General features: G+C 48.6%; 30 protein-coding genes. 5 read left to right on the top strand and 25 right to left on the bottom strand.

Annotated elements, in window-relative coordinates:
* Position 1: 1 nt before the first annotated feature.
* The 19 genes from atpH to WN59_RS05890 all read right to left on the bottom strand — a co-directional run bounded on the left by atpH (position 2) and on the right by WN59_RS05890 (position 15,091).
* Positions 2-544 carry an ATP synthase F1 subunit delta gene (atpH, locus tag WN59_RS05980; RefSeq protein ID WP_046514167.1) on the bottom strand — a complete coding sequence of 181 codons (543 nt, stop codon included), beginning with the start codon at positions 542-544 and terminating at the stop codon, positions 2-4.
* A complete protein-coding gene (locus WN59_RS05975) occupies positions 544-1,059 on the bottom strand; it encodes a F0F1 ATP synthase subunit B (protein ID WP_046514164.1) in 516 nt (171 codons plus the stop codon). Before WN59_RS05975 ends, atpH begins: the two co-directional genes overlap by 1 nt.
* A gap of 100 nt (positions 1,060-1,159) precedes the next feature.
* On the bottom strand, positions 1,160-1,375 hold the full coding sequence (gene atpE, locus WN59_RS05970; protein ID WP_026090341.1) for a F0F1 ATP synthase subunit C: 216 nt from the start codon (positions 1,373-1,375) through the stop codon (positions 1,160-1,162).
* 52 nt (positions 1,376-1,427) lie between these two features.
* Positions 1,428-2,162 carry a F0F1 ATP synthase subunit A gene (gene atpB / locus WN59_RS05965; RefSeq protein WP_046514161.1) on the bottom strand — a complete coding sequence of 245 codons (735 nt, stop codon included), beginning with the start codon at positions 2,160-2,162 and terminating at the stop codon, positions 1,428-1,430.
* A gap of 13 nt (positions 2,163-2,175) precedes the next feature.
* Positions 2,176-2,526: an ATP synthase subunit I gene (locus WN59_RS05960; protein WP_046514157.1), complete on the bottom strand. Its 351-nt coding sequence runs from the start codon at positions 2,524-2,526 to the stop codon at positions 2,176-2,178.
* Between the two features lie 150 nt (positions 2,527-2,676).
* The gene (gene wecB / locus WN59_RS05955; protein WP_046514153.1) at positions 2,677-3,810 is read right to left on the bottom strand and encodes a non-hydrolyzing UDP-N-acetylglucosamine 2-epimerase; all 1,134 of its coding nucleotides are present in this window, start codon (positions 3,808-3,810) and stop codon (positions 2,677-2,679) included.
* Between the two features lie 20 nt (positions 3,811-3,830).
* A complete protein-coding gene (upp, locus tag WN59_RS05950; protein ID WP_046514150.1) occupies positions 3,831-4,460 on the bottom strand; it encodes a uracil phosphoribosyltransferase in 630 nt (209 codons plus the stop codon).
* Positions 4,461-4,519: 59 nt separating this feature from the next.
* Entirely contained in the window at positions 4,520-5,755 is a 1,236-nt protein-coding gene (gene glyA, locus WN59_RS05945; RefSeq protein ID WP_046514147.1) for a serine hydroxymethyltransferase, read from the bottom strand.
* Positions 5,756-5,785: 30 nt separating this feature from the next.
* Positions 5,786-6,331: a TIGR01440 family protein gene (locus tag WN59_RS05940; RefSeq protein WP_046514143.1), complete on the bottom strand. Its 546-nt coding sequence runs from the start codon at positions 6,329-6,331 to the stop codon at positions 5,786-5,788.
* On the bottom strand, positions 6,300-6,728 hold the full coding sequence (gene rpiB / locus WN59_RS05935) for a ribose 5-phosphate isomerase B (protein ID WP_046514138.1): 429 nt from the start codon (positions 6,726-6,728) through the stop codon (positions 6,300-6,302). The genes WN59_RS05940 and rpiB overlap by 32 nt, the downstream gene beginning before the upstream one ends.
* A gap of 63 nt (positions 6,729-6,791) precedes the next feature.
* Positions 6,792-7,199 (bottom strand): arsenate reductase/protein-tyrosine-phosphatase family protein, encoded by a 408-nt coding sequence (locus tag WN59_RS05930; protein WP_046514134.1) that lies wholly within the window; start codon positions 7,197-7,199, stop codon positions 6,792-6,794.
* The gene (locus WN59_RS05925) at positions 7,196-8,242 is read right to left on the bottom strand and encodes an L-threonylcarbamoyladenylate synthase (RefSeq protein WP_046514129.1); all 1,047 of its coding nucleotides are present in this window, start codon (positions 8,240-8,242) and stop codon (positions 7,196-7,198) included. Before WN59_RS05925 ends, WN59_RS05930 begins: the two co-directional genes overlap by 4 nt.
* A gap of 2 nt (positions 8,243-8,244) precedes the next feature.
* The gene (gene prmC, locus WN59_RS05920) at positions 8,245-9,096 is read right to left on the bottom strand and encodes a peptide chain release factor N(5)-glutamine methyltransferase (protein ID WP_052747301.1); all 852 of its coding nucleotides are present in this window, start codon (positions 9,094-9,096) and stop codon (positions 8,245-8,247) included.
* Positions 9,083-10,162, bottom strand: coding sequence for a peptide chain release factor 1 (gene prfA / locus WN59_RS05915; protein WP_046514126.1), 1,080 nt, complete (start codon positions 10,160-10,162; stop codon positions 9,083-9,085). Before prfA ends, prmC begins: the two co-directional genes overlap by 14 nt.
* 101 nt (positions 10,163-10,263) lie before the next feature.
* Positions 10,264-10,479 (bottom strand): 50S ribosomal protein L31, encoded by a 216-nt coding sequence (gene rpmE / locus WN59_RS05910; RefSeq protein ID WP_017549621.1) that lies wholly within the window; start codon positions 10,477-10,479, stop codon positions 10,264-10,266.
* 119 nt (positions 10,480-10,598) lie between these two features.
* Positions 10,599-11,915, bottom strand: coding sequence for a transcription termination factor Rho (gene rho, locus WN59_RS05905; RefSeq protein WP_046514121.1), 1,317 nt, complete (start codon positions 11,913-11,915; stop codon positions 10,599-10,601).
* A 188-nt stretch (positions 11,916-12,103) separates the two neighbouring features.
* Entirely contained in the window at positions 12,104-13,372 is a 1,269-nt protein-coding gene (locus WN59_RS05900) for a UDP-N-acetylglucosamine 1-carboxyvinyltransferase (RefSeq protein WP_046514116.1), read from the bottom strand.
* Between the two features lie 28 nt (positions 13,373-13,400).
* Positions 13,401-14,051 (bottom strand): fructose-6-phosphate aldolase, encoded by a 651-nt coding sequence (gene fsa / locus WN59_RS05895; protein ID WP_046514113.1) that lies wholly within the window; start codon positions 14,049-14,051, stop codon positions 13,401-13,403.
* A 182-nt stretch (positions 14,052-14,233) separates the two neighbouring features.
* Positions 14,234-15,091, bottom strand: a complete 858-nt coding sequence (locus WN59_RS05890) for a class II fructose-bisphosphate aldolase (RefSeq protein ID WP_046514109.1) — start codon at positions 15,089-15,091, stop codon at positions 14,234-14,236.
* A 113-nt stretch (positions 15,092-15,204) separates the two neighbouring features.
* On the opposite strand from WN59_RS05890, the gene WN59_RS05885 reads away from it, so the two are divergent.
* A complete protein-coding gene (locus WN59_RS05885; protein WP_046514106.1) occupies positions 15,205-15,717 on the top strand; it encodes a DUF2529 family protein in 513 nt (170 codons plus the stop codon).
* Between the two features lie 508 nt (positions 15,718-16,225).
* Here WN59_RS05885 and WN59_RS05880 read toward each other — a convergent pair.
* From WN59_RS05880 to WN59_RS05870, 3 genes are all read right to left on the bottom strand, one after another.
* Positions 16,226-17,821, bottom strand: coding sequence for a CTP synthase (locus WN59_RS05880; protein WP_046514103.1), 1,596 nt, complete (start codon positions 17,819-17,821; stop codon positions 16,226-16,228).
* Positions 17,822-17,958: 137 nt separating this feature from the next.
* Positions 17,959-18,489: a DNA-directed RNA polymerase subunit delta gene (rpoE, locus tag WN59_RS05875; protein WP_046514099.1), complete on the bottom strand. Its 531-nt coding sequence runs from the start codon at positions 18,487-18,489 to the stop codon at positions 17,959-17,961.
* Between the two features lie 73 nt (positions 18,490-18,562).
* Positions 18,563-19,402: a GNAT family N-acetyltransferase gene (locus WN59_RS05870; protein ID WP_046514096.1), complete on the bottom strand. Its 840-nt coding sequence runs from the start codon at positions 19,400-19,402 to the stop codon at positions 18,563-18,565.
* A gap of 163 nt (positions 19,403-19,565) precedes the next feature.
* On the opposite strand from WN59_RS05870, the gene WN59_RS05865 reads away from it, so the two are divergent.
* On the top strand, positions 19,566-21,146 hold the full coding sequence (locus WN59_RS05865; RefSeq protein ID WP_052747299.1) for a BCCT family transporter: 1,581 nt from the start codon (positions 19,566-19,568) through the stop codon (positions 21,144-21,146).
* 84 nt (positions 21,147-21,230) lie between these two features.
* On the top strand, positions 21,231-22,028 hold the full coding sequence (coaW, locus tag WN59_RS05860; protein ID WP_046514092.1) for a type II pantothenate kinase: 798 nt from the start codon (positions 21,231-21,233) through the stop codon (positions 22,026-22,028).
* Here the strand turns inward: coaW and WN59_RS05855 are convergent.
* Complete coding sequence (locus tag WN59_RS05855; RefSeq protein ID WP_046514087.1) at positions 22,023-22,733, bottom strand: ABC transporter ATP-binding protein; 711 nt, start codon at positions 22,731-22,733, stop codon at positions 22,023-22,025. The genes coaW and WN59_RS05855 overlap by 6 nt on opposite strands.
* 73 nt (positions 22,734-22,806) lie before the next feature.
* Between WN59_RS05855 and WN59_RS05850 the strand changes: the two genes are divergently transcribed.
* Positions 22,807-24,297 (top strand): potassium/proton antiporter, encoded by a 1,491-nt coding sequence (locus WN59_RS05850; RefSeq protein WP_052747298.1) that lies wholly within the window; start codon positions 22,807-22,809, stop codon positions 24,295-24,297.
* Between the two features lie 20 nt (positions 24,298-24,317).
* A complete protein-coding gene (locus tag WN59_RS05845) occupies positions 24,318-24,920 on the top strand; it encodes a hypothetical protein (protein ID WP_046514084.1) in 603 nt (200 codons plus the stop codon).
* Positions 24,921-24,966: 46 nt separating this feature from the next.
* On the opposite strand, the gene WN59_RS05840 is transcribed toward WN59_RS05845, so the two are convergent.
* Both WN59_RS05840 and WN59_RS05835 read right to left on the bottom strand, forming a co-directional pair.
* Positions 24,967-25,383, bottom strand: a complete 417-nt coding sequence (locus WN59_RS05840) for an OsmC family protein (RefSeq protein WP_046514081.1) — start codon at positions 25,381-25,383, stop codon at positions 24,967-24,969.
* Between the two features lie 74 nt (positions 25,384-25,457).
* Positions 25,458-26,675, bottom strand: a complete 1,218-nt coding sequence (locus WN59_RS05835; protein ID WP_046514077.1) for an Nramp family divalent metal transporter — start codon at positions 26,673-26,675, stop codon at positions 25,458-25,460.
* Between the last annotated feature and the right edge of the window lie 9 nt (positions 26,676-26,684).

Here is a 26,684-nt window from a genome sequence, read left to right as displayed (position 1 = left end):
ATTAACTGATAGTCCGTTCATTGAACTGGGTTTTCAAGTCAGCGAGCTGTCCTCTCAGGGAACCGTCATAGACTTTCGTCCCGATGAATACCCTGAGGCCGCCGATCAGTTTCTCATTTATTTTATTCTCGATGAGCAGTTTGGAAAAACCAGTCTTCCGGATGAACACTTTCCCGATGGAATCGATCTCTTCATCAGAAAGTTCGTACACTGATTCGATCACAACATGCTCCTGGTTGTAATGTGCGTTATATGCCTCTGTGAAGTGGGTGTGGACGGCTTCGATTTCAGACAGAAGATTCCTGTCCGACAGAATCAGCAGAAGATTGTAAAGTGGTTTCACGACACCACTGAAGGCCTGCTCCACCGTTTCCTTGCGCCTGTTTTTGGCGACCTTGGGATTGGCCATGAATTCTGTGAAATCAGGTATTTCCCGTACTGCCTTTATCACTTCATCGAAATCAGCCTTCACTTCATCAAGCTGGCCGCTTTCTGAGACACTGCTGTAAAGCGCCTGGGAATATTTTTGTGCTGAACCTGCCATTATTTATCCCCTGCTTCCTGCAAGTACCTTGAGATCAGATCTTTCTGATCCTCTTGATTGATTTCTTTGGAAATCATCTTCTCGGCAATCAGGACGGAAAGCTCCGACACCTGACTGTTGATATCACGTATTGCTTTTTCTTTTTCCCTTTCGATGTCAACCTTCGCGTCGTTCATCATCTGATTCGCACGCGTGTTGGCATCGTGGATGATTGCTTCCTGCTCTTTTTTGGCCTGCTGTTTTGCATTGTCCATCATAGAAGAGATTTCAGCCTGCGTATCTCTCAGTACTGCTTCATTCTCTTCTTTGAGACGTACAGCTTCAGCCTTGCGCTGTTCGGCATCATCAATTTCTGTATGGATCAGGTTCTCTCTCTCGTCCATCACTTTTTTAAGCGGCTTCCACACAAAGTAGGAAAGGGCTCCGAGAAGAACCAGGAAAGTGACCAATTGTACCAGACTGCTTCCAATAGCTGTCGGAACCGTATCCGCAGCTCCTAATATAAGAAATTCCACGTATGTACACTCCTTTCACGAGAGTTTCATTCTTTATTCATAGTCGACATAATAAGAGGGCGAAATCTTTGATAGAAGACTTCGCCAAATGTAACGATTCTTAGAACATGAACATAAGCATGAATGAAATAACAATCGCGATGATCGGAACGGCCTCAACAACACCGATACCGATGAACATGACTGTCATGAGCGGACCACGTGCCTCAGGCTGACGTGAAACCCCTTCAACTGTTTTGGAAACGATAAGACCGATACCGATACTTGCGCCGAGTGCCGCGAGACCTGCTGCAATACCTACTGCGAGTAAGTTCATCATAAGATATAGTTCCTCCTAATATTTTTGAATGATATTTAAAAATTATATATTAATGGTCGTCGCTAACTTTGTGGGATAGGTAGACCATTGATAACATAACAAAGATGAATGCCTGAATTGCACCGATGTAGATTGAGAAGCCCTGCCAGACCATCATCGGGATAAACCCTCCGATAAATCCTATTGCACCGCTCATCATCACTGTTGTGAGTAATGCCAGAAGAATCTCACCTGCATAGATGTTACCGTAAAGACGGAGCCCCAGTGTCAGGTTATATGTGAATTCTTCAAGTATTTTGAAGGGCACCATAAATCCAAAAGGTTCTGCGTACGATTTGATGTATGCTTTCGTACCGCGCATCTTAACACCATAATAGTGTGTCAGCACGATCATCACACTTGCCAGCGTCAGTGTGACAGCTGGATCCGCTGTCGGCGATTTCCACCAGAGTGTGTGATTTTCATCAGGTGCCACGAAAGCGAATGGCAGTCCGAGGAAGTTCGAAACGGCTATGTAAAGAATCAGTGTCAGGGCCAGGAAGTGAAATCTTCCTCCTTGTTTCCACGCCATATTGCCGGAAATGATACCTTTAACGAAGTTCATCAGTACTTCCATAAGTACCTGGCTTTTTCCTGTCGGCCGCACCGCAATGTTCCTTGTCATGAAGAATGCAATCAGAAACACTATTAACGACGACACGATGATCATCAGGGATGTCGACAGGTCAAATGTTACAGGTAAACCAAAAACGTCAATTGTCCATAACGGAGTTCCATGTTCCATTTTCTCACCTCTTTCACTTCGTCAATTCTTTAATCGCACGGAAAATGATCATGATATAGCTGAGCAGAAGCCCGCCTGCTATACCGAAAATGCTGAATACATCAGGGAATCTCACCCAGAAAAGACATGTAACTATTACAATCAGCAACCGCGCAACAGTACCGGTTCTTATTTTACCCTCGCTCCCGTAAGCTCTTTCAAGGTTGTAGTACCAGTTCCACAGCAGGAAAATGGACGCAATGGTGCCCAGGGCAAACCCGGCTGCAATGGAAGATTTGGTAAATAAATAGATGAGTAGGCTTAAAACCAAGGGGAAAAGTAAAAACTTCAGGAAATGTCTGTAAAATCGTCTGAAAAATGGCACTATTAACACTGTCTCCTAGTGTGTTTTACGGCTGTGTCTGGAAACCGTTACATTACTCTTGTAATGATATATGAGTGCTTTTTTTATGTCAATAATATGTACGAAAATATTTGTCATGACGGTGTTTCCGACATATTATTGACATATTTTTCACACTCTGAAACTTTGCGGTTTCGCGTCCAGTATTTCGTAATAATATTTTATGTTTTGACAGATGCGTTCCGAAGCGCGGCCGTCGCCATAAGGGTTCGCAGCCGAAGCCATTTTTTCGTACATCGCATCGTCTGTGAGGAGTTTTTTTGTCAGGTTGTAGATATTTTCTTTCTGGATGCCGGCAAGTTTCAATGTACCTGCCTCCACGCCTTCAGGACGTTCTGTCGTATCTCTCAGCACCAGCACCGGTTTGCCGAGTGAGGGTGCCTCCTCCTGTACCCCGCCCGAATCGGTGAGAATGATATGGCTCTTTGCTGCGAAATTGTGGAAATCAAATACATCAAGCGGTTCGATGATCTCAATGCGGTCATGCTCTGCGAGGTATTTGGCTGCGATTTCACGGACTTTCGGATTTTTGTGGATCGGATAGACGACTGTCACATCATCGAACTCTTCAACGATCTCCCTTACGGCGCTGAAGATGTTCTCCATTGGCATGCCGATGTTCTCACGTCTGTGGGCAGTGAGCAGGATCACTTTTTTGTCCTTGTGCTTCTCTATGATCTCACTTTTGTATTCTTCATTGACGGTTGTTTTAAGTGCATCGATCGCTGTATTACCTGTGACAGAAATATAAGTTTCGTCTTTGTTCTCTTTGAGCAGATTTTCCTTCGATTGATCTGTCGGAGAGAAATGAAGGTCCGCAAGCACGCCCGTCATCTGACGGTTCATCTCTTCGGGGAACGGTGAATATTTGTTATAGGTCCTGAGTCCCGCTTCAACATGCCCGATATCGACTTCGTTATAAAACGCTGCCAGACTGCCGGCGAAAGTGGTGGTTGTATCCCCATGGACCAGGATCATATCCGGCTCTGCTTCCTTGATGACAGATTCCAGGCCTTCAATCACCCTGCCCGTCACTTCAGAAAGTGTCTGTCCCTGTTTCATGATATTAAGATCGAAATCAGCGGTGATTCCAAAAATATCCATCACCTGATCCAGCATTTCCCTGTGCTGCGCCGTCACTACCACAATCGGCTCAAGCTCCGGATCTTTTTTCAGTTCCAGTACAAGCGGGGCCATTTTGATGGCTTCAGGGCGTGTACCGAAGATTGTCATGATTTTCTTCATTCTTTTTCTCCTTGTTGGTCCTATTTTGTTCCGAAGAGTCTGTCTCCAGCGTCTCCGAGTCCCGGGACAATATAGCTTTTCTCATTCAGTTTCTCATCCAGTGCAGCAATGTATATGTCCACATCAGGATGGGCTTCCTTCAATACCTCCACACCTTCAGGCGCCGCGATCAGGCAGATGAAACGGACTTTTGTTGCGCCGCGCTTTTTCACTGCCGTAATCGCTTCAACCGCGGACGCTCCGGTTGCGAGCATCGGATCGATGACAAAGATATCCCTTTCTTCGATGTCACCCGGGAATTTGGCATAGTATTCGATTGCCTCCAGTGTCTCAGGATCACGGTACAGTCCGATATGCCCCACCCGGGCTGAGGGAATCAGCTTCAGTATTCCCTCCTGCATTCCGAGACCGGCACGGAGTATGGGAACAATCCCCAGCTTTTTGCCGCTCAGCCTTTTTGCCGTCGTCCTCTGAACGGGTGTATCCACTTCAACATCTTCCAGTGACAGATCGCGCGTCACTTCATATGCCATCAGCATGCCGACTTCATCGACAAGTTCCCTGAACTCCTTTGTAGATGTCTTCTCATCACGGATATAACTCATTTTGTGCTGGATCAGCGGATGGTCCATTACTTGCACTTTGGACATAGTGTTCCTCCTGTCTTCTCAATTGTGCCGGAATAAGTGATCTTATTCCGGCATCCTTTTTATTGGTATAGTGGGTATTTGCCGGTCAGAGCAGATACTCTTTCTTTGAGTTCAGCGAACTCCTGGCCATTTTTGACAGCAGTGAGTACTTCTGCCATAAGATCTGCCACTTCTCTCATGTCCTCTTCATTGAAACCGCGCGTTGTCATCGCCGGTGTACCGAGACGGATACCGCTTGTGACGAACGGGGATTCCTCATCAAAAGGAATAGTGTTCTTGTTGCATGTGATGCCGACTTCATCCAATGCTTCCTCCGCCTGCTTGCCTGTCAGGCCGAAAGTCTTCACATCAACGAGTAACAGATGTGTATCCGTGCCGCCGGAGACGACGCGCAATCCTTTCTCCGTCAGCCTTTCAGCAAGCGTACGGGCATTTTTGATGACCTGTTCCTGGTAGACTTTGAAGTCAGGATTCAATGCTTCGCCAAACGCCACAGCTTTCGCTGCAATGACGTGCATCAGCGGTCCGCCCTGGATACCCGGGAAGATGTTCTTGTCGATTTTCTTGCCAAATTCATCTTTTGTGAGAATCAGCCCGCCGCGCGGCCCCCTAAGCGTCTTATGTGTTGTGGAAGTGACGAAATCTGCATGCGGTACCGGATTCGGATGAAGCCCTGCCGCAACCAGTCCGGCGATATGCGCCATGTCCACCATCAGATAGGCACCGACTTCATCTGCGATTTCACGGAACTTGCTGAAATCGATCGCTGTTGAATAAGCACTTGCACCGGCAACGATCAGTTTCGGTTTGTGTTCCTTCGCTTTCGCGAGCACATCAGCATAGTCGATCTGCTCATCCTCCTCCTTCACCCCGTAATCGACAAAGTTGAAAAGTTTACCGCTGAAGTTGACCGGACTGCCGTGTGTGAGATGTCCGCCATGATCCAGTTTCATACCGAGCACCGTGTCCCCCGGCTCAAGCACTGAGAAGTAAACAGCCATATTTGCCTGTGAGCCGGAGTGCGGCTGCACATTGGCGTGGTCTGCTCCAAATAGTTCTTTTGCACGTTCACGTGCGAGGTCTTCGACTACATCCACATGTTCACAGCCGCCGTAATAGCGCTTATGCGGGTAGCCTTCTGCGTATTTGTTGGTCAATGTTGAACCTTGCGCTTCGAAAACAGCTTTTGATACAAAGTTCTCCGATGCAATCAATTCAATATTATTGTTCTGACGATCAAATTCTGCTTCCATTGCTTCAAAAAGTTTTGGGTCCTGTGACTCGATATGTGACATATTCTCTCTCCTTGAACTTGAAATTTATTATTAATAGTGGGCTCTTGGTCCACCAATTAATTTCGGTCTGGAAAATGCTATCGTTACATTCGCGCTGCCCACCGTCTTCTGCTCCGTCCTGAACGGAACAGCAACATGGCGCACATGCATGCCAATCAATGTCTGTCCAATGTCAATGCCGCGGTCCGCCGTCACATGCTCGACGACTGCCGGGTTGCCAAGGTGTTCATATGCGTATTCACTCAGGCTCCCCCCGGCTGCCCTGTACGGCACAACATTTACAATCTCGTAACCACGTTTTTTTGCAACATCGCGGTCGAGGGTCACGGCACGGTTAATATGTTCGCACCCCTGGAACATGATGTTGACATCAAACTTTGCTGCAACTTCGCTGAACGCATCAAATATCAATTCTGCGACTTCCATCGAACTTTGCTTTCCGATGTGGTGACCGACCACTTCGGATGTCGAGCATCCGATGAGCAGGTCTTCTCCCGGAACAAAAAAATCTGCATCTTTAAGATTTTCAATCAAAGTATCGATATCATTCTTCAATCTTGCAAACTCTCCGTTCATGTCTGCCACCTTCATATTCAGTATTCAGCCAAATATCGACAATATCATTTGCCAGCCCGGAGCCAATCACTCTCTCCCCCATAGCCAGCATATTCGAGTTGTTATGCTGTCTTGTCGCTTTTGCCGAAAAGCTGTCGTGTACAAGGGCACAGCGGATGCCCTTTACTTTATTCGCCGCTATGCTCATCCCTATGCCTGTACCGCAGATGAGGATCCCGCGGTCAAAAACACCGTCTGCAACTTTCTCCGCGACCGGTTTTGCGTAATCGGGGTAGTCAACAGATTCACCCGAATCCGGACCGAAATCCGTAATGTCGACTCCTTTTTGCACAAGGGCTTCAACAATCGCCCTTTTGAGATTTATACCACCATGGTCCGAAGCAATGACTATTTTCATAAATTCACCTCTTTGCTGATATTATATATCAAATGTGCATGCAGCCAAATAATTTATAAATTTCTACAGATTAAATTTATCGATATATGACTTAAGTTGATTGTACACTAATTCGTATTCCTTCGCAGAGCCGCCATAGGGATCCGCGATCGGTTTTTTCGTCCCTTCCGCAAACTCACTGATCATCCTCACATCAGCGCCCGGATAGCGCTGTATGACCATCATCTTGTGTTCTTCCGTCATTGTCAGAAGCAGGCTGTCCGCCACATCTTCCGGCCTCAGCTGTGAAGGGCCAGACGGTGGGACAAGCGATTCACGTTCGATTATATCAATAGTCTCACTGCTTGTTTCCCCGGAAAACGCCATCAGTCCCCGCGATTCAAACTCTCCGCCATCAAATTTTGTCCTGGCGTAACTTTCAGCGAGCGGGCTTCTGCATGTATTTCCGGTACATATGAATATTATCTTCATAGATGATCATCCTTAATCACTTCATCGCCCGCGGCCTTGTATATCCGGTTCATCAGCGCCTCGGTTTCATCATTTTTAGGGAAACCGTGTATATAGATCAGATCGACATCCGATTTATCCATCCGCCTGAGTGCAGCGTAGAGGTTCCTTGCCGCCTCACGGTAATTTTCATCACTCGAGCAGAGACTTATGAAATAGGAGCCTTCCGGGATAAAGCCCCTGCAGTTCTCCGGAGCGATGATTCCTATTTTTTTATCGTCATCCGCTTCAATATGCGTATTGTTCTTCAGGCCGCCCTCGATGACTGCAAGGGGCTGGCGGGGGGCATAATGCTTATATTTCATGCCCGGGGATATCGGTTTCTCCGAATCTGATACATGCCGGTCCACTGTTTCCTTCAGCACGTTTTCAAGCGCCTCCTTGGTGATGCTGCCCGGCCTCGCCACACGGTAGGGATACTGCGTGCAGTCGAGGACCGTGCTCTCCAGACCGTATGTCGCCGGGTCACTTTCCACGACACCGTAGACTTTTCTGTTCAAATCATCAATGACATGCCGGTAGTCTGTGGGGGATGGTTTGCCGCTCAGGTTTGCACTCGGCGCCGCAAGCGGGAATCCAACGTGCTCCAGTATCGCATGGCCCACGGGGTGGCTCGGCATTCTCACAGCCACAGAGTCCAGCTCCGCCACAGTATTGCCTGCGAGCATGCTGCCCTTCAATGGGAGTATGAACGAGATCGGCCCCGGCCAGAAATGGTTCATCAGGGACTGGACTTTGGGGTCGAGCGGTTCTGTGAAGTCTTCCAGCTGTTCCATGCTGTGTATGTGGACGATGAGCGGATTGTCGCCGGGACGCCCTTTTGCCGAAAATATTTTATGGATGGCTTCAGAGTTTCTCGCATCTCCTGCGAGGCCGTATACTGTTTCGGTGGGAATGCCGACAACTTCACCATAGGTGAAGGCTGTTCTGATTTCATCGAGTTTCTCTCTTGTGTCCCTGTCTTTTAGCTGGTCAATATAGATTTCCCAAACTTTTGTATCCATTTTCAATCCTCCCACCTGAAGAAAAGTATCCTGTCCTGCCCGTTCATGTCTTTTTTAAGCTGCGGCCGGGTCTTCGGCCAGACCTTTTTAATATAGCTGCTGAGTGCCGTGTACTGCCGCCAGCCAATCTCAAAATAGACTGTGCCGCCCTTGGCCAGTACAGCGGGCAGCCCGTCTATCATCTGTTTATAGAGCGCCAGGCCGCTGTCATCCGCAAAGAGCGCCAGATGCGGTTCATGCCGGTAGACAGAAGCATCCATCTCACCCTTTTCATCATACGCTATATACGGCGGGTTGGACACGATGCAGTCAACCGTGATCCCTCTCTCTGTCAGCGGTTCAAACAGGCTGCCGCAAAAAATTTCCGTCGACACTCCCAATGCCCCCGCGTTATCCTCTGCCACTTCAAGCGCCCGGAGCGATACATCCGTCAGTACCACCCGGTTTTTGTGCCAGTGTTTTTGCAGCAGGAGGCCGATGGCGCCTGTACCCGTCCCGATATCTGCAACAGTCCTGCCGTCGTCCGGCTCCTGCTGCAGCACAAACTCGACCAGTTCCTCTGTTTCATTCCTCGGTATCAGCGTATTTTCATCCACTTTCATTTTATATCCGCAGAACCAGCAGAAACCTGTCACATATTGATATGGCTCACCGGCAGCAGCCCTTGCGACCGCCTTTTCAAACATCCCGCGTCGCTCCCTTGGGACTTCCTTATCACCGTGCAGCATAAGATATGTGCGGTCGATACCGAATAGATCTTCGAGCAGAAGTGACGCAATCCTCGGTTCTCTGTCAGATAAAATTAAAGAGGCTTCCGCCTCTTTGATCATTCTTTTGTAACTATAGTGTTGCATTGTTCAACTCTTCCAGCTTGCTCGTCTGCTCCTCGATGGTCAGCGCATCGATCACTTCATCAAGCTTCCCTTCAATGATCTGGTCGAGCTTCTGTATGGTCAGTCCGATGCGGTGGTCTGTAACGCGGTTCTGAGGATAGTTGTATGTCCTGATGCGTTCCGAGCGGTCCCCCGTCCCTACAGCACTTTTCCTCTTTTCTGCATATTCCGCATGGGCTTCCTGTTCTTTCAGATCATATACGCGTGCCTTCAGCACTTTCATCGCGCGCTCACGGTTCTTGATCTGGGATTTTTCATCCTGTGATGTCACAACCAGCCCTGTCGGAAGGTGTGTAATCCTGACGGCGGAATCGGTCGTATTGACGTGCTGGCCGCCAGCACCGCTTGAACGGTACGTATCGATTTTCAGGTCTTCATTGCGGATGTCCACTTCAACATCCTCAACTTCCGGCAAAACTGCGACTGTTGCGGTCGAAGTATGGATCCTTCCTCCTGATTCCGTTTCGGGTACGCGCTGCACGCGGTGTGCACCATTCTCATACTTCAGCTTTGAGAATGCGCCCTGGCCCTGGATCAGGAAACTGATCTCCTTATAGCCACCCTGGTCGTTTGAATGTGCTTCGACGACTTCCGTTCTCCATCCCTGGTCTTCAGCAAACCTCGAATACATCCTGAACAGGTTGCCCGCAAAAATCTGCGCCTCATCGCCGCCTGCAGCACCACGGATTTCCATGATGACGTTCTTATCATCATTCGGGTCTTTCGGGATGAGCTCGAGCTTCAGTTTTTCCTCCAGATCTGGAATCCGGGATTTTGCTCCCGAAAGTTCCTCTTTGAGCATATCGAGCATTTCTTTATCATCAGTTTCATTCATCATCTCTTCGGACTCTTCAATCGTTTCCTTCTGGAGCTTGTATTCCCTGTATATATCCACAGTTTTCTGAAGATCGCTCTGTTCCTTGGAATACTCCCTCAGCTTATCTGAATCACTGACTACATCCGGGTCGCTCAGCAGTTCATTAAGCTGCTCGTAACGATTTTCTATGATTTCAAGTTGATCATACATAAATTTTCACCTTTTTCGTCCTTTAATCCTGTTAATTATATCATATTTCAGGCATAAAAAAACTGCATTGAAGTACAACTTCAATGCAGTGATTTCCGCTATTATTCGTTTGCGCTTTTGAAACCGAATTTTTTGTTGAATCTCTCAACACGGCCATCTGCAGATGCGAATTTCTGACGTCCAGTGTAGAATGGATGGCATTCAGAGCATACCTCTACTTTGATATCCTCGTTGTTCACTGAACCTGTTTCGAATTCGTTACCGCAAGAGCACACAACTTTAACTTTGTTATATTCCGGATGAATTGCTTGTTTCATTACTTTCAGCTCCTTTGCCCTGAACCATCTGGAACAGAGTTGATTAGTGGCATCCGCCACTTCGACATTAATACATTATACACCCTGCAGTGTAAAAAATCAAGAGATGCATTTCATTTTTAAATGACGGGTTTCCCTGTATTCTGGGAAGACAGCATGCGCTGCCTCAGGACGTCGAAAAACTCTTCGTTGGTCTTTGTCTGCTTCAGTATCCTGAGGAACCTTTCAGTGAAGTCCGGCGCATCAGTAAACAGATTTCTCAGCTGCCAGAGTACATCGAGCTCTTTTTTATCAAGCAGCAGTTCTTCCTTCCTTGTGCTGGAGCGCCTGATATCGATCGCCGGATAGATGCGGCGCTCGCTCAGGTTCCGGTCCAGATGGAGTTCCATGTTTCCTGTCCCTTTGAATTCCTCATAGATGACGTCGTCCATGCGGCTTCCGGTGTCCACGAGTGCTGTGGACAGGATTGTCAGGCTTCCGCCCGCCTCGATGTTACGCGCGGCACCGAAGAAATGTTTAGGACGGTGCAGGCTTGCGGGATCCAATCCGCCGGAGAGTGTCCTGCCGCTCGGCGGGATTACCAGGTTATATGCACGGGCAAGCCTTGTGATAGAATCCATCAGGACAATGACATCCTCACCCATTTCCACAAGCCTTTTCGTCCGTTCAAGCAGCAGTTCAGCAACTTTCACATGGTGTTCCGGCGGCTCGTCAAAGGTCGAATGCACCACTTCGGCATCTTCAACCGATCGTTCAAGATCCGTCACCTCTTCGGGACGCTCGCCGATCAGCAGTATGAAAAGCTTCGTATTCGGATGATTTTCAGTGATTGCATTGGCGATTTCCTTGAGCAAAGAAGTCTTGCCTGCTTTTGGCGGGGCAACGATCATACCACGCTGACCAAAACCGATCGGGGTGACGAGGTCCATTATGCGTGTGGACAGATCATTCGATTTGTTTTCCAGGTGGATGCGCGTATCCGGATAGAGCGGAGTCAGTGCCTGGAAGTGGGGCCTTTTCTTCACATCTTCTGCGTTCTGGTCGTTTATGAAGTCGACCTGCAGCAGCCCGTAATATTTTTCACTGTCTTTGGGGCGGCGCACCTTGCCGGTGACCTTGTCCCCTTTTTTCAGTTCAAACCTGCGGATCTGTGATGCCGAGATGTAGATATCCTTCTCCCCTTTTGAGAAGTTCACTGTTCTCAGGAATCCGTAGCCGTCCTGCTGTATGTCATCCAGAACCCCTTCCATGTAATAGTTGCCTTCCTTTTCCATTTCGGCTTCCATTATTGCCAGGACCAGCTCTTTTTTATTGAGCCTGCTGTAATTGGTGAGTCCCAATTCTTTGGCACGTGCTGTCAGTTCTTTCGTATTGTTCTTTTTATAGAGTGCATCGAAGGATTCATATTTCAACCCTTTCTTTTCTCGCTCTGCCATAAATTCACTTCACTTTCATATAGTAGGGACCCTCGGATAATCCAGAGGTTTTAAACAAGTGGAAACTTTTGCGTTTTTGACAATTTCATATTCTACACCATAAACATTTAAAATGAAAGAAGCGGCGGAGATGGACAAAATTTATACAAAAAATACCGGCTCATCCAAAGTGAGCCGGCTGTTCATGATCAGTCTGCGGAGATTTCCTCGCGCCATATATCGGCACCGAGTGTATCCAGTTTCTTAACGATGTCCGTATAGCCGCGGTCGATATGGTTGACGTTATGGATTGTAGTGACCCCGTCGGCAAGCAGTCCTGAGATGAGGAGGCATGCCCCTGCCCTCAGATCGCTTGCGTAGACATCTGCGCCTTTGAGCTCTGACGGATAGATAAGCGCTGAACCGCCTTTCTGCTCAATTTTGCCGTCCATCCGGTTCAATTCATCGACATGCCGGAATCTCGCCGGATAGATTGTTTCTGTTATTTTGCTCACGCCATCCGCTTTGAACAACAATGGGGTGAGCGGCTGCTGGAGGTCTGTGGCAAACCCCGGATAGACCTGGGTCTTTACCGATACCGGCCTGTATTCGTCCGGTTTTGTAATCGTCGCATAATCATCTCCGATTTCAATCTTGACACCGAGCTCCTCGAGTTTTGCAGTCAGTGACTCCATGTGTGTCGGAATGATATTGCGGACGGTGAAGCTGTCCCCTGCAGCTGCACCGGCGATCATGTAGGTGCCGGCTTCGATCCTGTCGGGGATGATATTGTGTGTAGTACCATGCAACTCTTCGACACCGTTGATCTTGATAGTGTCCGTGCCTGCTCCACGTACGTCAGCTCCCATATTGTTGAGCAGGGAGGCAACATCCACGATTTCAGGTTCTTTCGCCACGTTTTCAAGGACCGTACGCCCTTTGGCACAGCTGGCCGCAATCATCAGGTTGATTGTTGCACCGACGGACACCACATCGAAGAAGATCTTTGCACCCTTCAGTTCTTCAGCCACCAGATACATCGCACCGTGCTCATTGGTCACTTTGGCGCCGAGTGCTTCGAACCCTTTGATGTGCTGATCGATTGGGCGCGGGCCGAGCGGGCACCCTCCCGGCAGGCCGATTACACATTTCTTGAAACGCGCAAGCATTGCCCCCATCATATAATAGGATGCACGCAATGACTGCACTTTCGTGTTCGGCAGAGGCATGTTCTCAGCCTCTTCAGCATTGATTTTCAGCACGGTACCCTCGAGGTCCGTTTTTATATTGAGGTCATTCAGGAGGCTCATCAATGTCTCGACATCCGAGATTTCCGGAAGCCCCTCCAGTACCACCTCTCCTTTTTCAGCCATCAGTGAAGCAGGGATGAGTGCTACTGCACTGTTCTTTGCGCCGCTGATTTCGACTTCGCCGGAGAGTGTTCTGCCTCCCCTGACTTTTATCACTTCTTTACCCATAATCCTTCTCCTTATACGGTAGGCCCGTCTATTGGTCCTTGATGCTGTTCCAGTCGTTTAAGAACTGGTCGATCCCTTTGTCTGTAAGCGGGTGCCTTGTGAGTTTCTTCAGCACTTTATACGGAATCGTCGCAATGTCCGCACCGCGCAGCGCAGCACCGTGGATATGACCTTCATCCCTGATCGATGCTGCAATGATTTCCGTATCTATTTCGTGAAGCGTGAAAATGTAATGGATATCTTCAATCAGGTCCAGCCCTTCCAGACCGATGTCATCCAGCCTTCCGATGAAAGGTGATACATAAGTCGCACCGGCACGTGCTGCAGTCAGCGCCTGAACTGTATTGAAAACAAGCGTGACATTCGTTTTGATACCCTCTGATGCAAGCACTTTGACAGCTTTCATGCCCTCTGCAGTCATGGGGATCTTAACGACGATATGCTGATGGAGCCTGGCAAGCTCCCGTCCTTCGGAAATCATGCCTTCCGCATCGAGTGCGATGACCTCACCGCTGACCGGACCGCCGACAAGCTCGCATATTTCAACAAGACGATCATGGAAAGAGATCCCTTTCTCCTTGGCTACAAGTGACGGGTTGGTCGTGACACCGGCCAGTACACCCCACTCATTTATTTCTTTGATTTCATCCATATTCGCTGTATCAATAAAATATTTCATTAATCGGGCACCTCCGAAATTTATTGGTTATTCCATTATAAAGTAGTTGGGATGGAATGGGCAACGAATTTGACGGCTTTCTTCTGTGTATCCGTTTCCCATGCATGATGACGGCATTTTTAGATCCCGTGGCAATAAAAAAAGTCTGTCCCCCATGGGACAGACTCACAACCGGCAGAAAATCATGCCTTGTTTGAAGTACCGAATTCCTTGATTTTACCCTGTACAGTCGCTTTGACAGCTTCGCGTGCAGGTCCGAAATATTTACGTGGATCATAAACTTCGGAATCATTGTTCAGAGTGTCCCTTACAGCTTTTGAAGAGGCAATCTGATTTTCAGTGTTGACGTTGATTTTGGCAGTTCCGTAGGAAATCGCCTTTTGGATATCATGTGTCGGGATTCCTGTCCCCCCGTGGAGAACCAATGGGATATCGGACTGGTTGCCGATCTCTTCCATTTCTTTGAATCCGAGATTCGGCTCACCTTTGTAAGGGCCGTGCACTGAACCAAGTGCAGGCGCCAGGCAGTCGATGCCTGTACGTTCCACAAGCTCACGGCATTCTTCAGGATCCGCATAGATGACGCCGTCTGCGACTACATCGTCTTCCTGGCCGCCGACAACACCCAGTTCCGCTTCAACGGAAACACCTTTAGGGTGCGCATATTCAACAACTTTTCTGGTTGTTGCGATGTTGTCCTCAAAAGGACCGTGGGAAGCGTCGATCATGACGGAAGTGAATCCCGCTTCAATCGCTTCGACACATTTCTCATAGCTGGAACCGTGATCAAGGTGGATTGCCACCGGTACAGTGATGCCGAGGTCTTCAATCAGACCTTCGATCATTTTGACAACCGTCTTCATACCACTCATGTATCTTGCGGCACCCTCGGATACACCAAGGATGACCGGAGCATTCTCTTCCTGTGTCGCCATCAGGATGCCCTGGGCGAATTCAAGGTTGTTCACGTTATACTGTCCGACAGCATAACCTTCCTTCCTTGCTTTATTGAGCATATCTTTCATTGATACTAAAGGCATTGTAAATTTCCTCCTAAAATTCGTTACTTCTAATTGATTATAGCAAAAGCATTTAATTATTAGCAATCCTTTGGTAATATTGCTGTACTATTAAAAAGAACGGAGAGAGCGTCATGGATAAGATTCTACAGACTCAACTCGTAAATATTTACAATCACATCGATGCCCAGTCAGAGGAGATAGAAATGGCTGCAAGACTCCTCGCCCAGGCCATCCACTCCGAAGGCGAAATATTCATGAAAACATTCCACGATATTGCAGGGATGGAAAACTACCTGACTGAAGGCACACTGTCCTTGGCGAAAGCAAAGCGGCTCGATGATATCTCCCGGGTCGGGACTCCCGACCGCGTACTCGTTGCCGCCGACATGTTCGATGAGGAAGTCAAAGCATTTACCGAATCACTTGAATCCGCGGGTGTCGAATTCGTCCTCATATGCAACTTCAACAAGCATGAATCTGAAAGGCTGAACCAGATCCATCATTATATAGACCTGTCATCCCCCCGCCCCCTCATCCCGACGCCGAATTTTGATAAGATCGTCAATCCCTACATGAGTGCCTTCCTTTATATCTATAATCACCTGTATGTACTTATAGACGAGATGACAAACGAAGATTACTGAATACCGGAGCGGGAAACCGTTCCGGTTTTTGTATGTGGGAGCATTTGCACCTCAATGGCCGACATTCATTGAGGTGAGGAGATGCAGCTCGCATCAATGATTTTTGTGCGATGATGCGCATCCTCCTGTTATCGTTCCGGAATCGATGATAAGCGGTGAGCTTCTCTTATCATTGATCCACAATCGATAATAAAAGAACCGCCCAGGTTATCATTGAAAAGGAATCGACAATAAGAGGGGAACCATCTCTTATCACCGAATTAAAATCGATAACAAGAGAACACCCTGCCTTATCATTGATTTGAAATCATTGATGGGAGCCCTGTGCCCTCTCCTCATTGATTCGCAATCGACAATAAGAGCAGCCCTTCCATTATCATCGAAACCGAATCCATGATAAGAGACCTCCACCTCTTATTCCCGAACCAAAATCGTTGATAAGGCAGCTTCAAATCCACTCAGAAAAACCCCGTGGCCATTACGGCCGCGGGGTCAGCTATAATATATTCTATTTCATGCTTGCCTGGATCAGACCCTGGAACAGCGGGTGCGGCCTTGTCGGCCTGGACTGGAATTCCGGGTGGAACTGTACCGCGACGAAGTATGGGTGATCTTTAAGCTCGATCATTTCCACAAGCCGACCGTCAGGGGATGTTCCTGAGAATATCATGCCTGCTTCTTCCAGCTGTTCTTTGTACTTGTTGTTGAACTCGTAACGATGTCTGTGTCTCTCGTCCACATTTGCCACCCCGTACAACCGTCGTGCGGCCGTACCTTCTTTGATGTCGCACGGGAAGCTGCCGAGGCGCAGTGTGCCGCCGAGGTCTACGACATCTTTCTGATCAGGCATGAGATCGATGACAGGGTGCTGCGTTTCGGGATCGAGTTCGCTTGAATGCGCACCTTCCAGTCCGACGACATTACGCGCGAATTCCACTGTTGCCAGCTGCATGCCGAGGCAGATGCCGAGAACCGGCACTGCATGTTCACGGGCATAACGCAACGCGTGGATCTTGCCTTCGACACCGCGCTCGCCGAAACCGCCCGGCACGAGGATGCCATCTGCGTCTGCAAGCTCATCTTCATAATTGTTTTCATCGAGATGTTCAGAATTGATCCATTTGATATCGATGTCCGCCTGCTGCTCGTATCCGGCGTGTCTGAGTGATTCCGCCACTGAAAGATACGCATCCTGCAGTGAAACATATTTTCCCACGAGGGCGATTTTGACCGTACGGTTTATCCTGCTCAGGTTGTCAAGAAGATGTTTCCAGTCTTCCAGTTCCGCCTCCTCGGTACTCCTGAGACCGAGCCTGTCGATGACGAGAGAATCCATGCGCTGTTCCTGGAGACGGATGACGATATTGTAAATGGTCTCCTCATCACGCGCTTCGATCACGCTTTCGGTATCAATATCACAGAAAAGTGCAATTTTATCGCGCAGGTCTTCAGCCATTTCATACTCTGAACGGACAACGATCATATCCGGCTGTATGCCCAGCCCTCTCAGCTCTTTTACGCTGTGCTGGGTCGGCTTTGTTTTCATTTCACCTGCAGCTTTGATGTATGGAAGTAAAGTACAGTGGATAAACATTACATTTTCAGAGCCCAGGTCACTTCTCAGCTGCCTGATCGACTCCAGGAATGGAAGTGATTCTATATCCCCGGTCGTACCGCCGATTTCTGTTATGACGATATCCGCATTGGACTCTTCACCGGCTTGCAACAGACGGGATTTTATCTCGTTCGTGATGTGCGGGATGACCTGCACCGTGCCTCCGAGATAATCTCCGCGGCGCTCTTTCCTGATGACTTCAGAATAGACTTTTCCCGCTGTGACGTTGGAATACTTGTGAAGGTTGATGTCGATGAAACGCTCGTAGTGACCGAGGTCGAGGTCGGTTTCGGCCCCGTCTTCAGTGACGAAGACTTCACCGTGCTGATACGGGCTCATTGTCCCCGGATCAACGTTCAGATATGGATCGAACTTCTGGATCGTAATGGAAAATCCTCTGTCTTTCAGCAGTCTTCCCAGTGACGCAGCTGTGATGCCTTTGCCCAGGGAAGAGACTACTCCGCCTGTTACAAAAATATATTTAGTCATTGCACTTCCTCCTGTAAAAATAAAAATAGCCCCCTTCCACACTTGGTGAAAAGGAGCCGTTCTTTACAATCCCTGTTTCAGGGAGCCCAATAAAAATAATATCACTTTTAGAAGGAAAGTCAACTGGAAACTCTGTTTTAGAGGTCTGACTCGTCTTCGTAGCTGTCTTCCAGTTCATCAGAATCATCGTATTCGATATTGTCATCGATTGATTCGTCAAGCGCATCGTCCAGATCTTCCTCAGTCTCGACTTCATTCTCATTGATCGGTGAATCAATATTCTCCGTATCATCCTCGACCAGCTCTTTATCCTGATCGAATGCATCATCCTCTTCGTCATAGACCACAGGATCCTCATCGTCGACAGCAAGCTCGATCTTGTGGATCGTCGGTGCAATCTTGTCTGAAATATCATCCACAGAATACCAGTCCCGGAGCCCCCACACGCCGTCGCCGGTGCTCAGGAAACGTCCATCGGTATTCAGATCTGTATAGAATTGAAGTATACGGTTCTCGATCTCCTCATCTGTGTAACCGCCCACTTTCTTAAACTTATCAATAATATCGTAGAGATTCTTTTCCTTGCCTTCATCCTCCAAATAAATATGGGACATGTCGATGAAAGAATTCTCATCCATCATTTCCTTCGTGTATTCATCCAGTCGCATCCAATTCATCCTTTCAAGTCTGGAATATCAAAAGATATCATACAGTTAAACACCGTATGAATCAAGCACTAATTTAATAGTTTATATACTTCTTGTAAAGCCTGGCATTTTCATCTTCATCAAATTTAACAAAACCGACACGTTCAAATAATCTTATTTTTTCTGCAGCATCATCCACGTTCACAGTCAACTCCCGGATATCAGGCATATTCCTCCTGAGAAACGTCCCCAGCTGGCGCAGTGCAGTGGAAGCGATGCCCCGGTTCCGCTCTGCTGCCTCAGTATAAAGGTGGATGATCCTCAATACTTCTTTATCCGCTTCCCCCTCTATATAACCCACTTTTTCTTTTTTATTCAAAATGATGTCCACCCTGACATGAGGCAGGTCCACAGACTCATCAAGTTCAAGCTTTACATTATGTACGTACTTCTGATCCAGATCCAGGTAATAAAGGCGCTCTTTGCCAATCGGCCCATCCTCTTTAGTCGCAGTATGCATGAAGCCGGCGCGTTCATACAGATTCCACGCCCCCTGATTCTCTGCATCCACCACCAGGTAGAGATGATCGAGCGATGTATACTTCCCCTGGACATACTGCGGCAGTGCCATGGCAACTTTAGTGCCGTAGCCCCTCCCCTGCTGTTTCTCGTTGATGGATAAAGACCTGATGTATACGACTTCATGCGGCGTATCATACCCTTCATGCTGATAGTATTTATGAAGCACGAAAAAACCTACAATCTCGCCTTCTTCGTTTTCCACAACGCATGCCGTACGGTCCGGGTCATTGACTGCATCCCCCAGCACATCCTTCGGCAGGCTGGAATAGACCTGCTGTTTCACACTCAGTTCAAATGTCTCAAGACTTTCCCTGTCTTCTTTTCTATACTCACGAATTGTGATGTCATTCATATTGAAACCCCTTTTTGACAAGTTTTATCATTTTGTTATGATACTAACTATACCCTTGTGAAGATACAATTGTCACCCAGATGAAAAACGTGATTGATTGCGTTTATTATACAGTAGATGGGGGTAAAGCAAAAAGAATTTACGGAATTTAGGGGGAGAAATTTTGGACAATGACAATTTAACAAAAAACTCGGACGACGAAATCCCGAAAAAGCCAGCCAAGGCTAAACCCAAACTCGGAGTCGTCTTTTGGACATCATCAACCATCATACTTGCAGCTGCCATAGTTGCCATGCTGATCCCGGCAAGATTCCAGGTAGCGTCGGAATCTGTCTATGGATGGATTTCAAACTATTTCAGCTGGTTTTTCATGCTTGCTGTCTTTGGCTTTGGTGTATTCCTGATATTCCTTGCACTTTCACCTTACGGCCGTCTTAAATTGGGCGGAGACCGGTCAAAACCGGAGTTTTCATTCCGCTCTTGGATAGGCATGCTGTTCTCTGCAGGTCTCGGTGTCGGCCTGGTGTTCTTCGGTGTGGCAGAACCGATGAGCCACTACATGATTTCGCCGTTTACGGGCGGGCCAGTTGAAGATGAGGATGCAGCTAAAATGGCAATGGGATACTCCTTCTTCCATTGGGGTATATCACAATGGTCAATATTTGGTGTAGCAGGACTTGCCATCGGTTATTCTCAATACCGAAAGCAGAAAAACGGGCTTGTTTCCACTTCTCTTGAGCCTCTGTTTGGAAGTGAATATAACCAGAGGGCGAGAAAAGCCATCGATGTCCTCGCAGTCATTGCTACTGTAACAGGTATGGCAACTTCTGTAGGGCTGGGCATCATGCAGATGGATGGCGGTCTTAACATTGCATTCGGCACACCATCAGGCGCTCTGACCCAGATTATACTCACATCTCTCATGACAGGGCTTTTCATACTGTCCACAACAACCGGTCTTAAGAGAGGGATCAAATGGCTGAGTAACCTGAATATGATTCTCGCTGCGGTCATCACAATTTTCGTAATGGCAGTCGGTCCTTTTACTTTTATTATGGAAAGCATCATTGTGGGACTCGGCGACTATCTTTCAAACTATGTAGGGTACTCACTGAGGATGCAGCCTTATTCCGGAGAGGTATGGGTTCAGGAATGGACTGTCTTCTACTGGGCATGGGTAATTGCATGGAGCCCGTTCATAGGATCTTTCGTTGCACGTGTATCCAAAGGACGTACCATCCGTGAATATGTCCTCGGTATACTGATTGTACCGCCTATGCTGTCGTTCCTGTGGATAGGTGCTCTTGGAGGAACTGCTCTCTATTCTGACCTGTTCAACGGAACAAACATCGGCGAGCTTGTCCTGGAGAATGACACAGCAGCACTTTTCGCACTGTTCGACCAGCTTCCGATGACAGCACTCTTCTCGGCACTGGCAATTCTGTTGATCTTCACTTTCCTTGTGACATCAGCCGACTCTGCAACCTTCATAGTGGCAGGCATGACATCAGGTAATACTGAAAGTCCTGACATACGCCTCAAAATCATATGGGGAGTGCTGCTCGGGCTGCTCACTGTCACTTTGATCATCGCAGGCGGTCTCACCAGCCTCCAGGCAGCTTCATTGCTTGCAGGGCTTCCGTTCGGCATCATTCTGATTCTCATGATTGTCTCCGTCTCCAAGTCCATGAGACGTGAACCGAACACCTCGATGACCCGCAGACAGAAAAAAGGTCAAAGATAAAATCGCTTAATTTCGTATTAAAAAAGAGGGATGTCATTGGTATAATAAAAGCCAATGACATTCTTTTTTTGCTGGAGGCTGACTATGAAAATCGGAATCGATGCAGGCGGGACGCTGTTAAAAATCGTCTATATTGAAGACGGAAAAAGACGGTTTGAGAAAAGACCGTCCTCAGAAATAGATTTACTGATTGAAGATCTGGGTACCTGTCACTCAGAGGATGAAATATATTTGACCGGCGGCAAGGCCGAATATATGGCCGAAAACTTGAATTGCACAACCCGCATGTCCGTCGAATTCGATGCGACATACCGCGGGCTCTCGAGACTCATGGAAGAACAGGGGCTGTCAATCGGGCGCTTTGTCTACCTTAATGTAGGGACTGGAACGAGTTTCCACCAGGCGGATGAAAACGGACAGAAGAGGGTCGGGGGGTCCGGCGTCGGCGGCGGCACACTCATGGGGCTGTCCAACCTCCTGACAGGCGTGGATTCCTATGAAGACATCATCAGACTCGCCGGACAGGGCAGCAGGGATATGGTGGACCTCCAGGTCCACCATATCTATGCCGGACATCCGACCCCTATCCCGGGTGATCTCACTGCAAGCAACTTCGGCCGCGTCCTCTCGGGAGACGTCCGGAATCTGAATGATGCCGATAAATTACAGGCGGTCATCGGTCTGATTGCTGAAACGGTCACAGCGGTGGGCCTCAGCCTGGCGGACGGTTTTGGCACAAAAGACATCGTCTTCATCGGCTCCACCCTGCTCGGCAACGATGTGATGATAGAAATCATAGAAAGGTATGCGGGTCTCAAGGGCGCAACCCCACACATCATTGAAAACGGTGAGTATTCCGGTGCGCTGGGGGCGGTACTATAGGGCGTGGAACACCCATGGTCTCCCCTCCCGCCTTTCGACCGTCAGTGGGATAGAGTAGCAGTCCGAAAGCATCGCCGACGTGACATCTTCAGGCCCGATCCCCTGTACTAAGACCTTACCGTCCCTCATCATCGTTATAGTATCGGCATAAGTCATTGCAAGCGGCACATCATGCATGTTTGCGATGACTGTTTTTTTAGCCGCTTCGCCTTTCATCCATTTCAATATCCGGTGCTGGTATTTGAGATCCAGTCCCTGCTCCACTTCATCCAGCAGGAGGACCGCTTTCTGTTCCATCGCAATCTGTGCGCACTGCACCCTTTTGAATTCACCGCCCGACAGCTCTTCCACCGTATTTTCTGAGAGAGGTTTCAGATTAAACATCTCAAGCAGGCTGTCCTGAAGCGCACGATTCCCTGCATCTGCAGTCAGACCGGTATATTCTCTCACACTGAGGCGGAACCGGGGGTTGTTTTGAGGGAGGTAGCTCAAAAACCGATGCGTCTTCAGAACCCGTTCCCCTTCATAATATACAGCCCGTTTCGTCATCGATGCGCCGCCGTAACCGATAATCCCCCTCATCAATGAGCTTTTGCCGCTGCCGTTCGGACCAAGTATGACATGCAGCCCCTGCCCAAAATCCATATTTTCCGCCGTCATCTGAAATTTTCCATAATCCATTTCAAGTTTTTCGATTGTAAGCATGCGGGTCACCTCCGCTAGTATTTTGTGAAACTGTCCCCTATAATCATACTTAAAGAGACCGAGGGGGTTTTAGATGTCATTCATGTTGGATCACCCTATATTGCTGATTGCTGTGCTCCTTATTGCCGGCGTCGTCATGACACGGTTTGCGTCGGGTATCGGCGTACCTTCACTGGTCCTTTTCATCATCATCGGCATGCTGCTGAACCAGATAATCTACTATGATAATGTACAGCTCACCCAGACCATTGGTATGATCGCTTTGACCATCATACTTTTTGAGGGCGGCCTGCAGACGAAAATATCAAACATTACAAAGGTGGCCGCCCCGGCGCTCCTGCTTGCCACCGTCGGAGTACTGCTTACCAGCTTCACCCTGGGTATTTTCGCCTACTTTATACTTGATATGGAGTTGATGACCGCCTTCCTGCTCGGCGCGATTGTGGGGTCGACAGATGCAGCAGCAGTATTTGCGGCTTTTGGCAGTAAAAGCATAAAAGACAAATTGGCCTCTACACTGGAAACAGAATCCGGAACTAACGATCCCATGGCCGTCTTTCTGACAGTGACCATCATTTCCGTCATCCAGATGCCCGGGGAAACCAACGTCCTGATCCTGATTCTCACATTCTTCTGGCAGATGGGAGCGGGGCTTGCTGCGGGACTCCTGATTGGTATGGCCGGCATATACGCCATCAATAAAGTGAGCCTCGAGTCTTCGGGACTATATCCTGTACTGTCCCTCGGTTTCGCAATGTTTGCATTCGGCATCACAGAACTTGCAGGCGCAAGCGGCCTGCTCGCCGTCTATGTCATGGCGGTCTTCATGGGCAACCGTTCCCTGACATACAAATACTCCATACTGCGCTTCAGCGAAGGACTGGCGTGGACGATGCAGATTGTCATGTTCATGATGCTCGGACTGCTCGCTTTTCCCGAGGAATCTCTGAATTACGCCTTTGAAGGCATATTAATGGCATTGATACTGATGTTCATCGCAAGGCCAGCCGGGGTTTTTCTGACCCTTCTGGCATCCCGGTTCAACTTCAAGGAGAAGCTGTTCCTGTCATGGGCGGGACTCCGCGGTTCAGTCCCCATAGTACTGGCTACCTATCCGCTTGTCGATGACATCGAAAACGGCTACATGATTTTCAACATCGTCTTCTTCATCGTCATGTTTTCCGCCCTGCTGCAGGGGAGCACCATCACTCCTGCGGCCAGATGGCTGGGTTTTGAGAAAGACGGCGGCGCTATGCCGGAATCCATGGAATTACTGACTCTCGGAGAGTCCAGGAAAGATATATACGGAATAAGGCTGCCGGAAGGTTCCGCACACTCCGGCACGGCACCGGAAGATCTGGATCTGTCTGCCAATATACAGCTCATAGGAGTTCTCCGCAACGATGAGCTCATTACTCCGGGACAGGGAGCCTCGCTCCAGGCAGATGATTTCATCTACGTAATCATGCCCCGCCGTCTGCGCGGGGAAACAGAGGAATATCTCGGCAGGACAGCGGAGCAGGAGACGGACAGACACCCCCGCCAGAACACAGAGAACACTTAAAGGAGCAGGAGCCTGATAACATGAAATTTTTTCTGATGCTTTCGTTCATACCATTTGCTTTCACCGCCTGCTTCGGCATGTCCGGCGATCCGGCGGATGACAGGACAGACGAAGAACCCCCAGAGGAAACCCAGGAGGAAACTTCCTCCGAAGAATCTCAGACGCCGCCTGAGATCAGGCCGATAGATGTCACAGGCCCCGCCTTCATTTCAAACTTCTTTAACGGCAGTTATGAATACAGGACAGTGACCGTCCACTCAAGCTATGACTACATGGTGAATACGCTGGGTGAGCCTTCCGGCAAAGGCAGTATTGTCGACGGCACCTATTACCACTATGACCACATCGGATTCAATTTCCCAACTTCTGCCGAAGACTCGGAGGATACAGGGGAACTGAAAGTTGACGGCATCATCATCTTCCCGGACGATTTCTACAAATCCGATGCTGTTGAGAATTTCGGATGGCCGACAAGGGATGAAACCTCCGATTTCCGCATGATCTATGACAGTGACACGGACAATGGCTATTACGTGATGATGAACTATACACAGGAAGACCGCATTTCAGAAATCATCATACAGTTCAAAGAGCTGTCGGAAACAGATTTCTATGAAAATTAACATAAAGAAACCGGTGCCCCCGAAAATTCGGATGCACCGGTTTTTCCTATTGCAGTTCACCGTTCAGTTCAAGGCGGGTGACCACATCTGCATTCAGGGAGTTGATGGCGGAACAATATTTATCCGCTGAAAGATCCACTGCACGCTGCGCAACTTTTGCTGTCACATCGCCTTTGATCCTCACCGTCAGGTCCACTTTGGTAAAACTTTTGGGCTCAGTGTCCCTTCTGTCTCCATCAATGTCTATTTCAATGGACTCTATTCTTTCCATCTCACGGCGCATGATGACACACAGATCGATACCCATGCATCCCGCCACGCCGTGAAGGACCATCTCCATCGGGCGGTGGCCGCTGTCATTGCCCCCCACTTCCCCTGAAGCATCCATCGTCACATCATAGCCGGAACTGTCGCCTGTCGAATTGAACGCCATGCCGCCCGTCCATTTTGCCTGTACTTTCATACCTGCTGACACCCTTTCTAAAAGTTCTTACATGAATTATAAATCAAAACGGCCCGGGTTTGAATCGATTCAGCCTACAGAAATACAGTCACGGCATCCACAAGACTGTATATCCCGAGGAATGAGACGACAGCCGCAACCGCCCAGCCGACTATGTTCAGCCACAGCGGATTGATATGCTCGCCCATGAAGTTCTTTTTGTTGATCACGATCATGATGAGGATTGCGATGATCGGCAGTATCAGACCGTTCAAGGCCTGGGCAAACAAAAGTACCTCGAGCGGTTCCAGACCAAGCGCAGATGTGACGATACCGAGGCCGATGACCAGTGCAAACACAATTTTATACTTCGTATTGTCAAAGCCGCCCTCCCATCTCATGAAACTGCTCACAGTGACAGCTGCACCCATGGGAGAGGCCGTAGCAGAGGAAAAGCCCGCTGCAAACAAGCCGATGCTGATGAACAGTGGAGCAAACTCCCCCATCAGCGGTTCGAGCGGAGCTGCCAGTTCAACGATGCTGGTCACTTCCCTGCCATGGATGAGAGCACCGGCAGTGATGAGGATTGCAGCGGTAATGATGCCTCCGACAGTAATGGTTACGATCGTATCCCAGCGGGACTCCTTCAATCCCTCGGCACTGTCCCACTTCTCACTTACGGTCGTTGCATGTATGAAGAAATTATAAGGTACTACAGTCGTGCCGATCAGAGCGATAATCATCAAAATCGAACCGTTCGGGGTACCGGGGATGAATGCCCCCTTCAGCACTTCTGCGATTTCAGGCCCGGATACGATCATTGTCGTGATGAAAGTGACACACATCACTGCTATCAGGAAAAGCATGAGCTTCTCGATGATCTTATAGCTTCCGCTTAAACCAAGCAGCAGGATGATGACACCGAGGACCGGTGCCACATAATTTTCCGGTATGCCGAATAAGTATGCTACGCCGAGTGATGTACCGAGCAGGTCTCCGCTGATATAGGCGGCACAGCCTACACAGACTGCAATCATCACGATCCAGACCGCAGCAAACCTTAAAATGACATTATCAAAAAGGTCGCGGATGTTCTCACCCAGTCCCTGCTTCGTGATGATTCCGATTCTGGCGACCATCTCCTGCAGTACAATTGTTGCCACGATTGAAAAGATTATGGCCCAGAGCAGCGCAAAACCGAATCCAGCTCCTGCGCGGGTCGCTGTCGTCACTGTCCCCGGGCCGATGAATGATGCTGTAATGATGGCACCAGGGCCGAATACCTTCAATTTCTCTTTTATTTGTGCAAGCATTTCTTCCTC

It is taken from the genome of Salinicoccus sediminis, from assembly GCF_000986795.1.
GTDB classification, from domain to species: Bacteria; Bacillota; Bacilli; order Staphylococcales; family Salinicoccaceae; genus Salinicoccus; species Salinicoccus sediminis.
The sequence above is the reverse complement of the archived record's forward strand: the minus strand, read 5'-3'. Positions and strand labels throughout refer to the sequence as shown.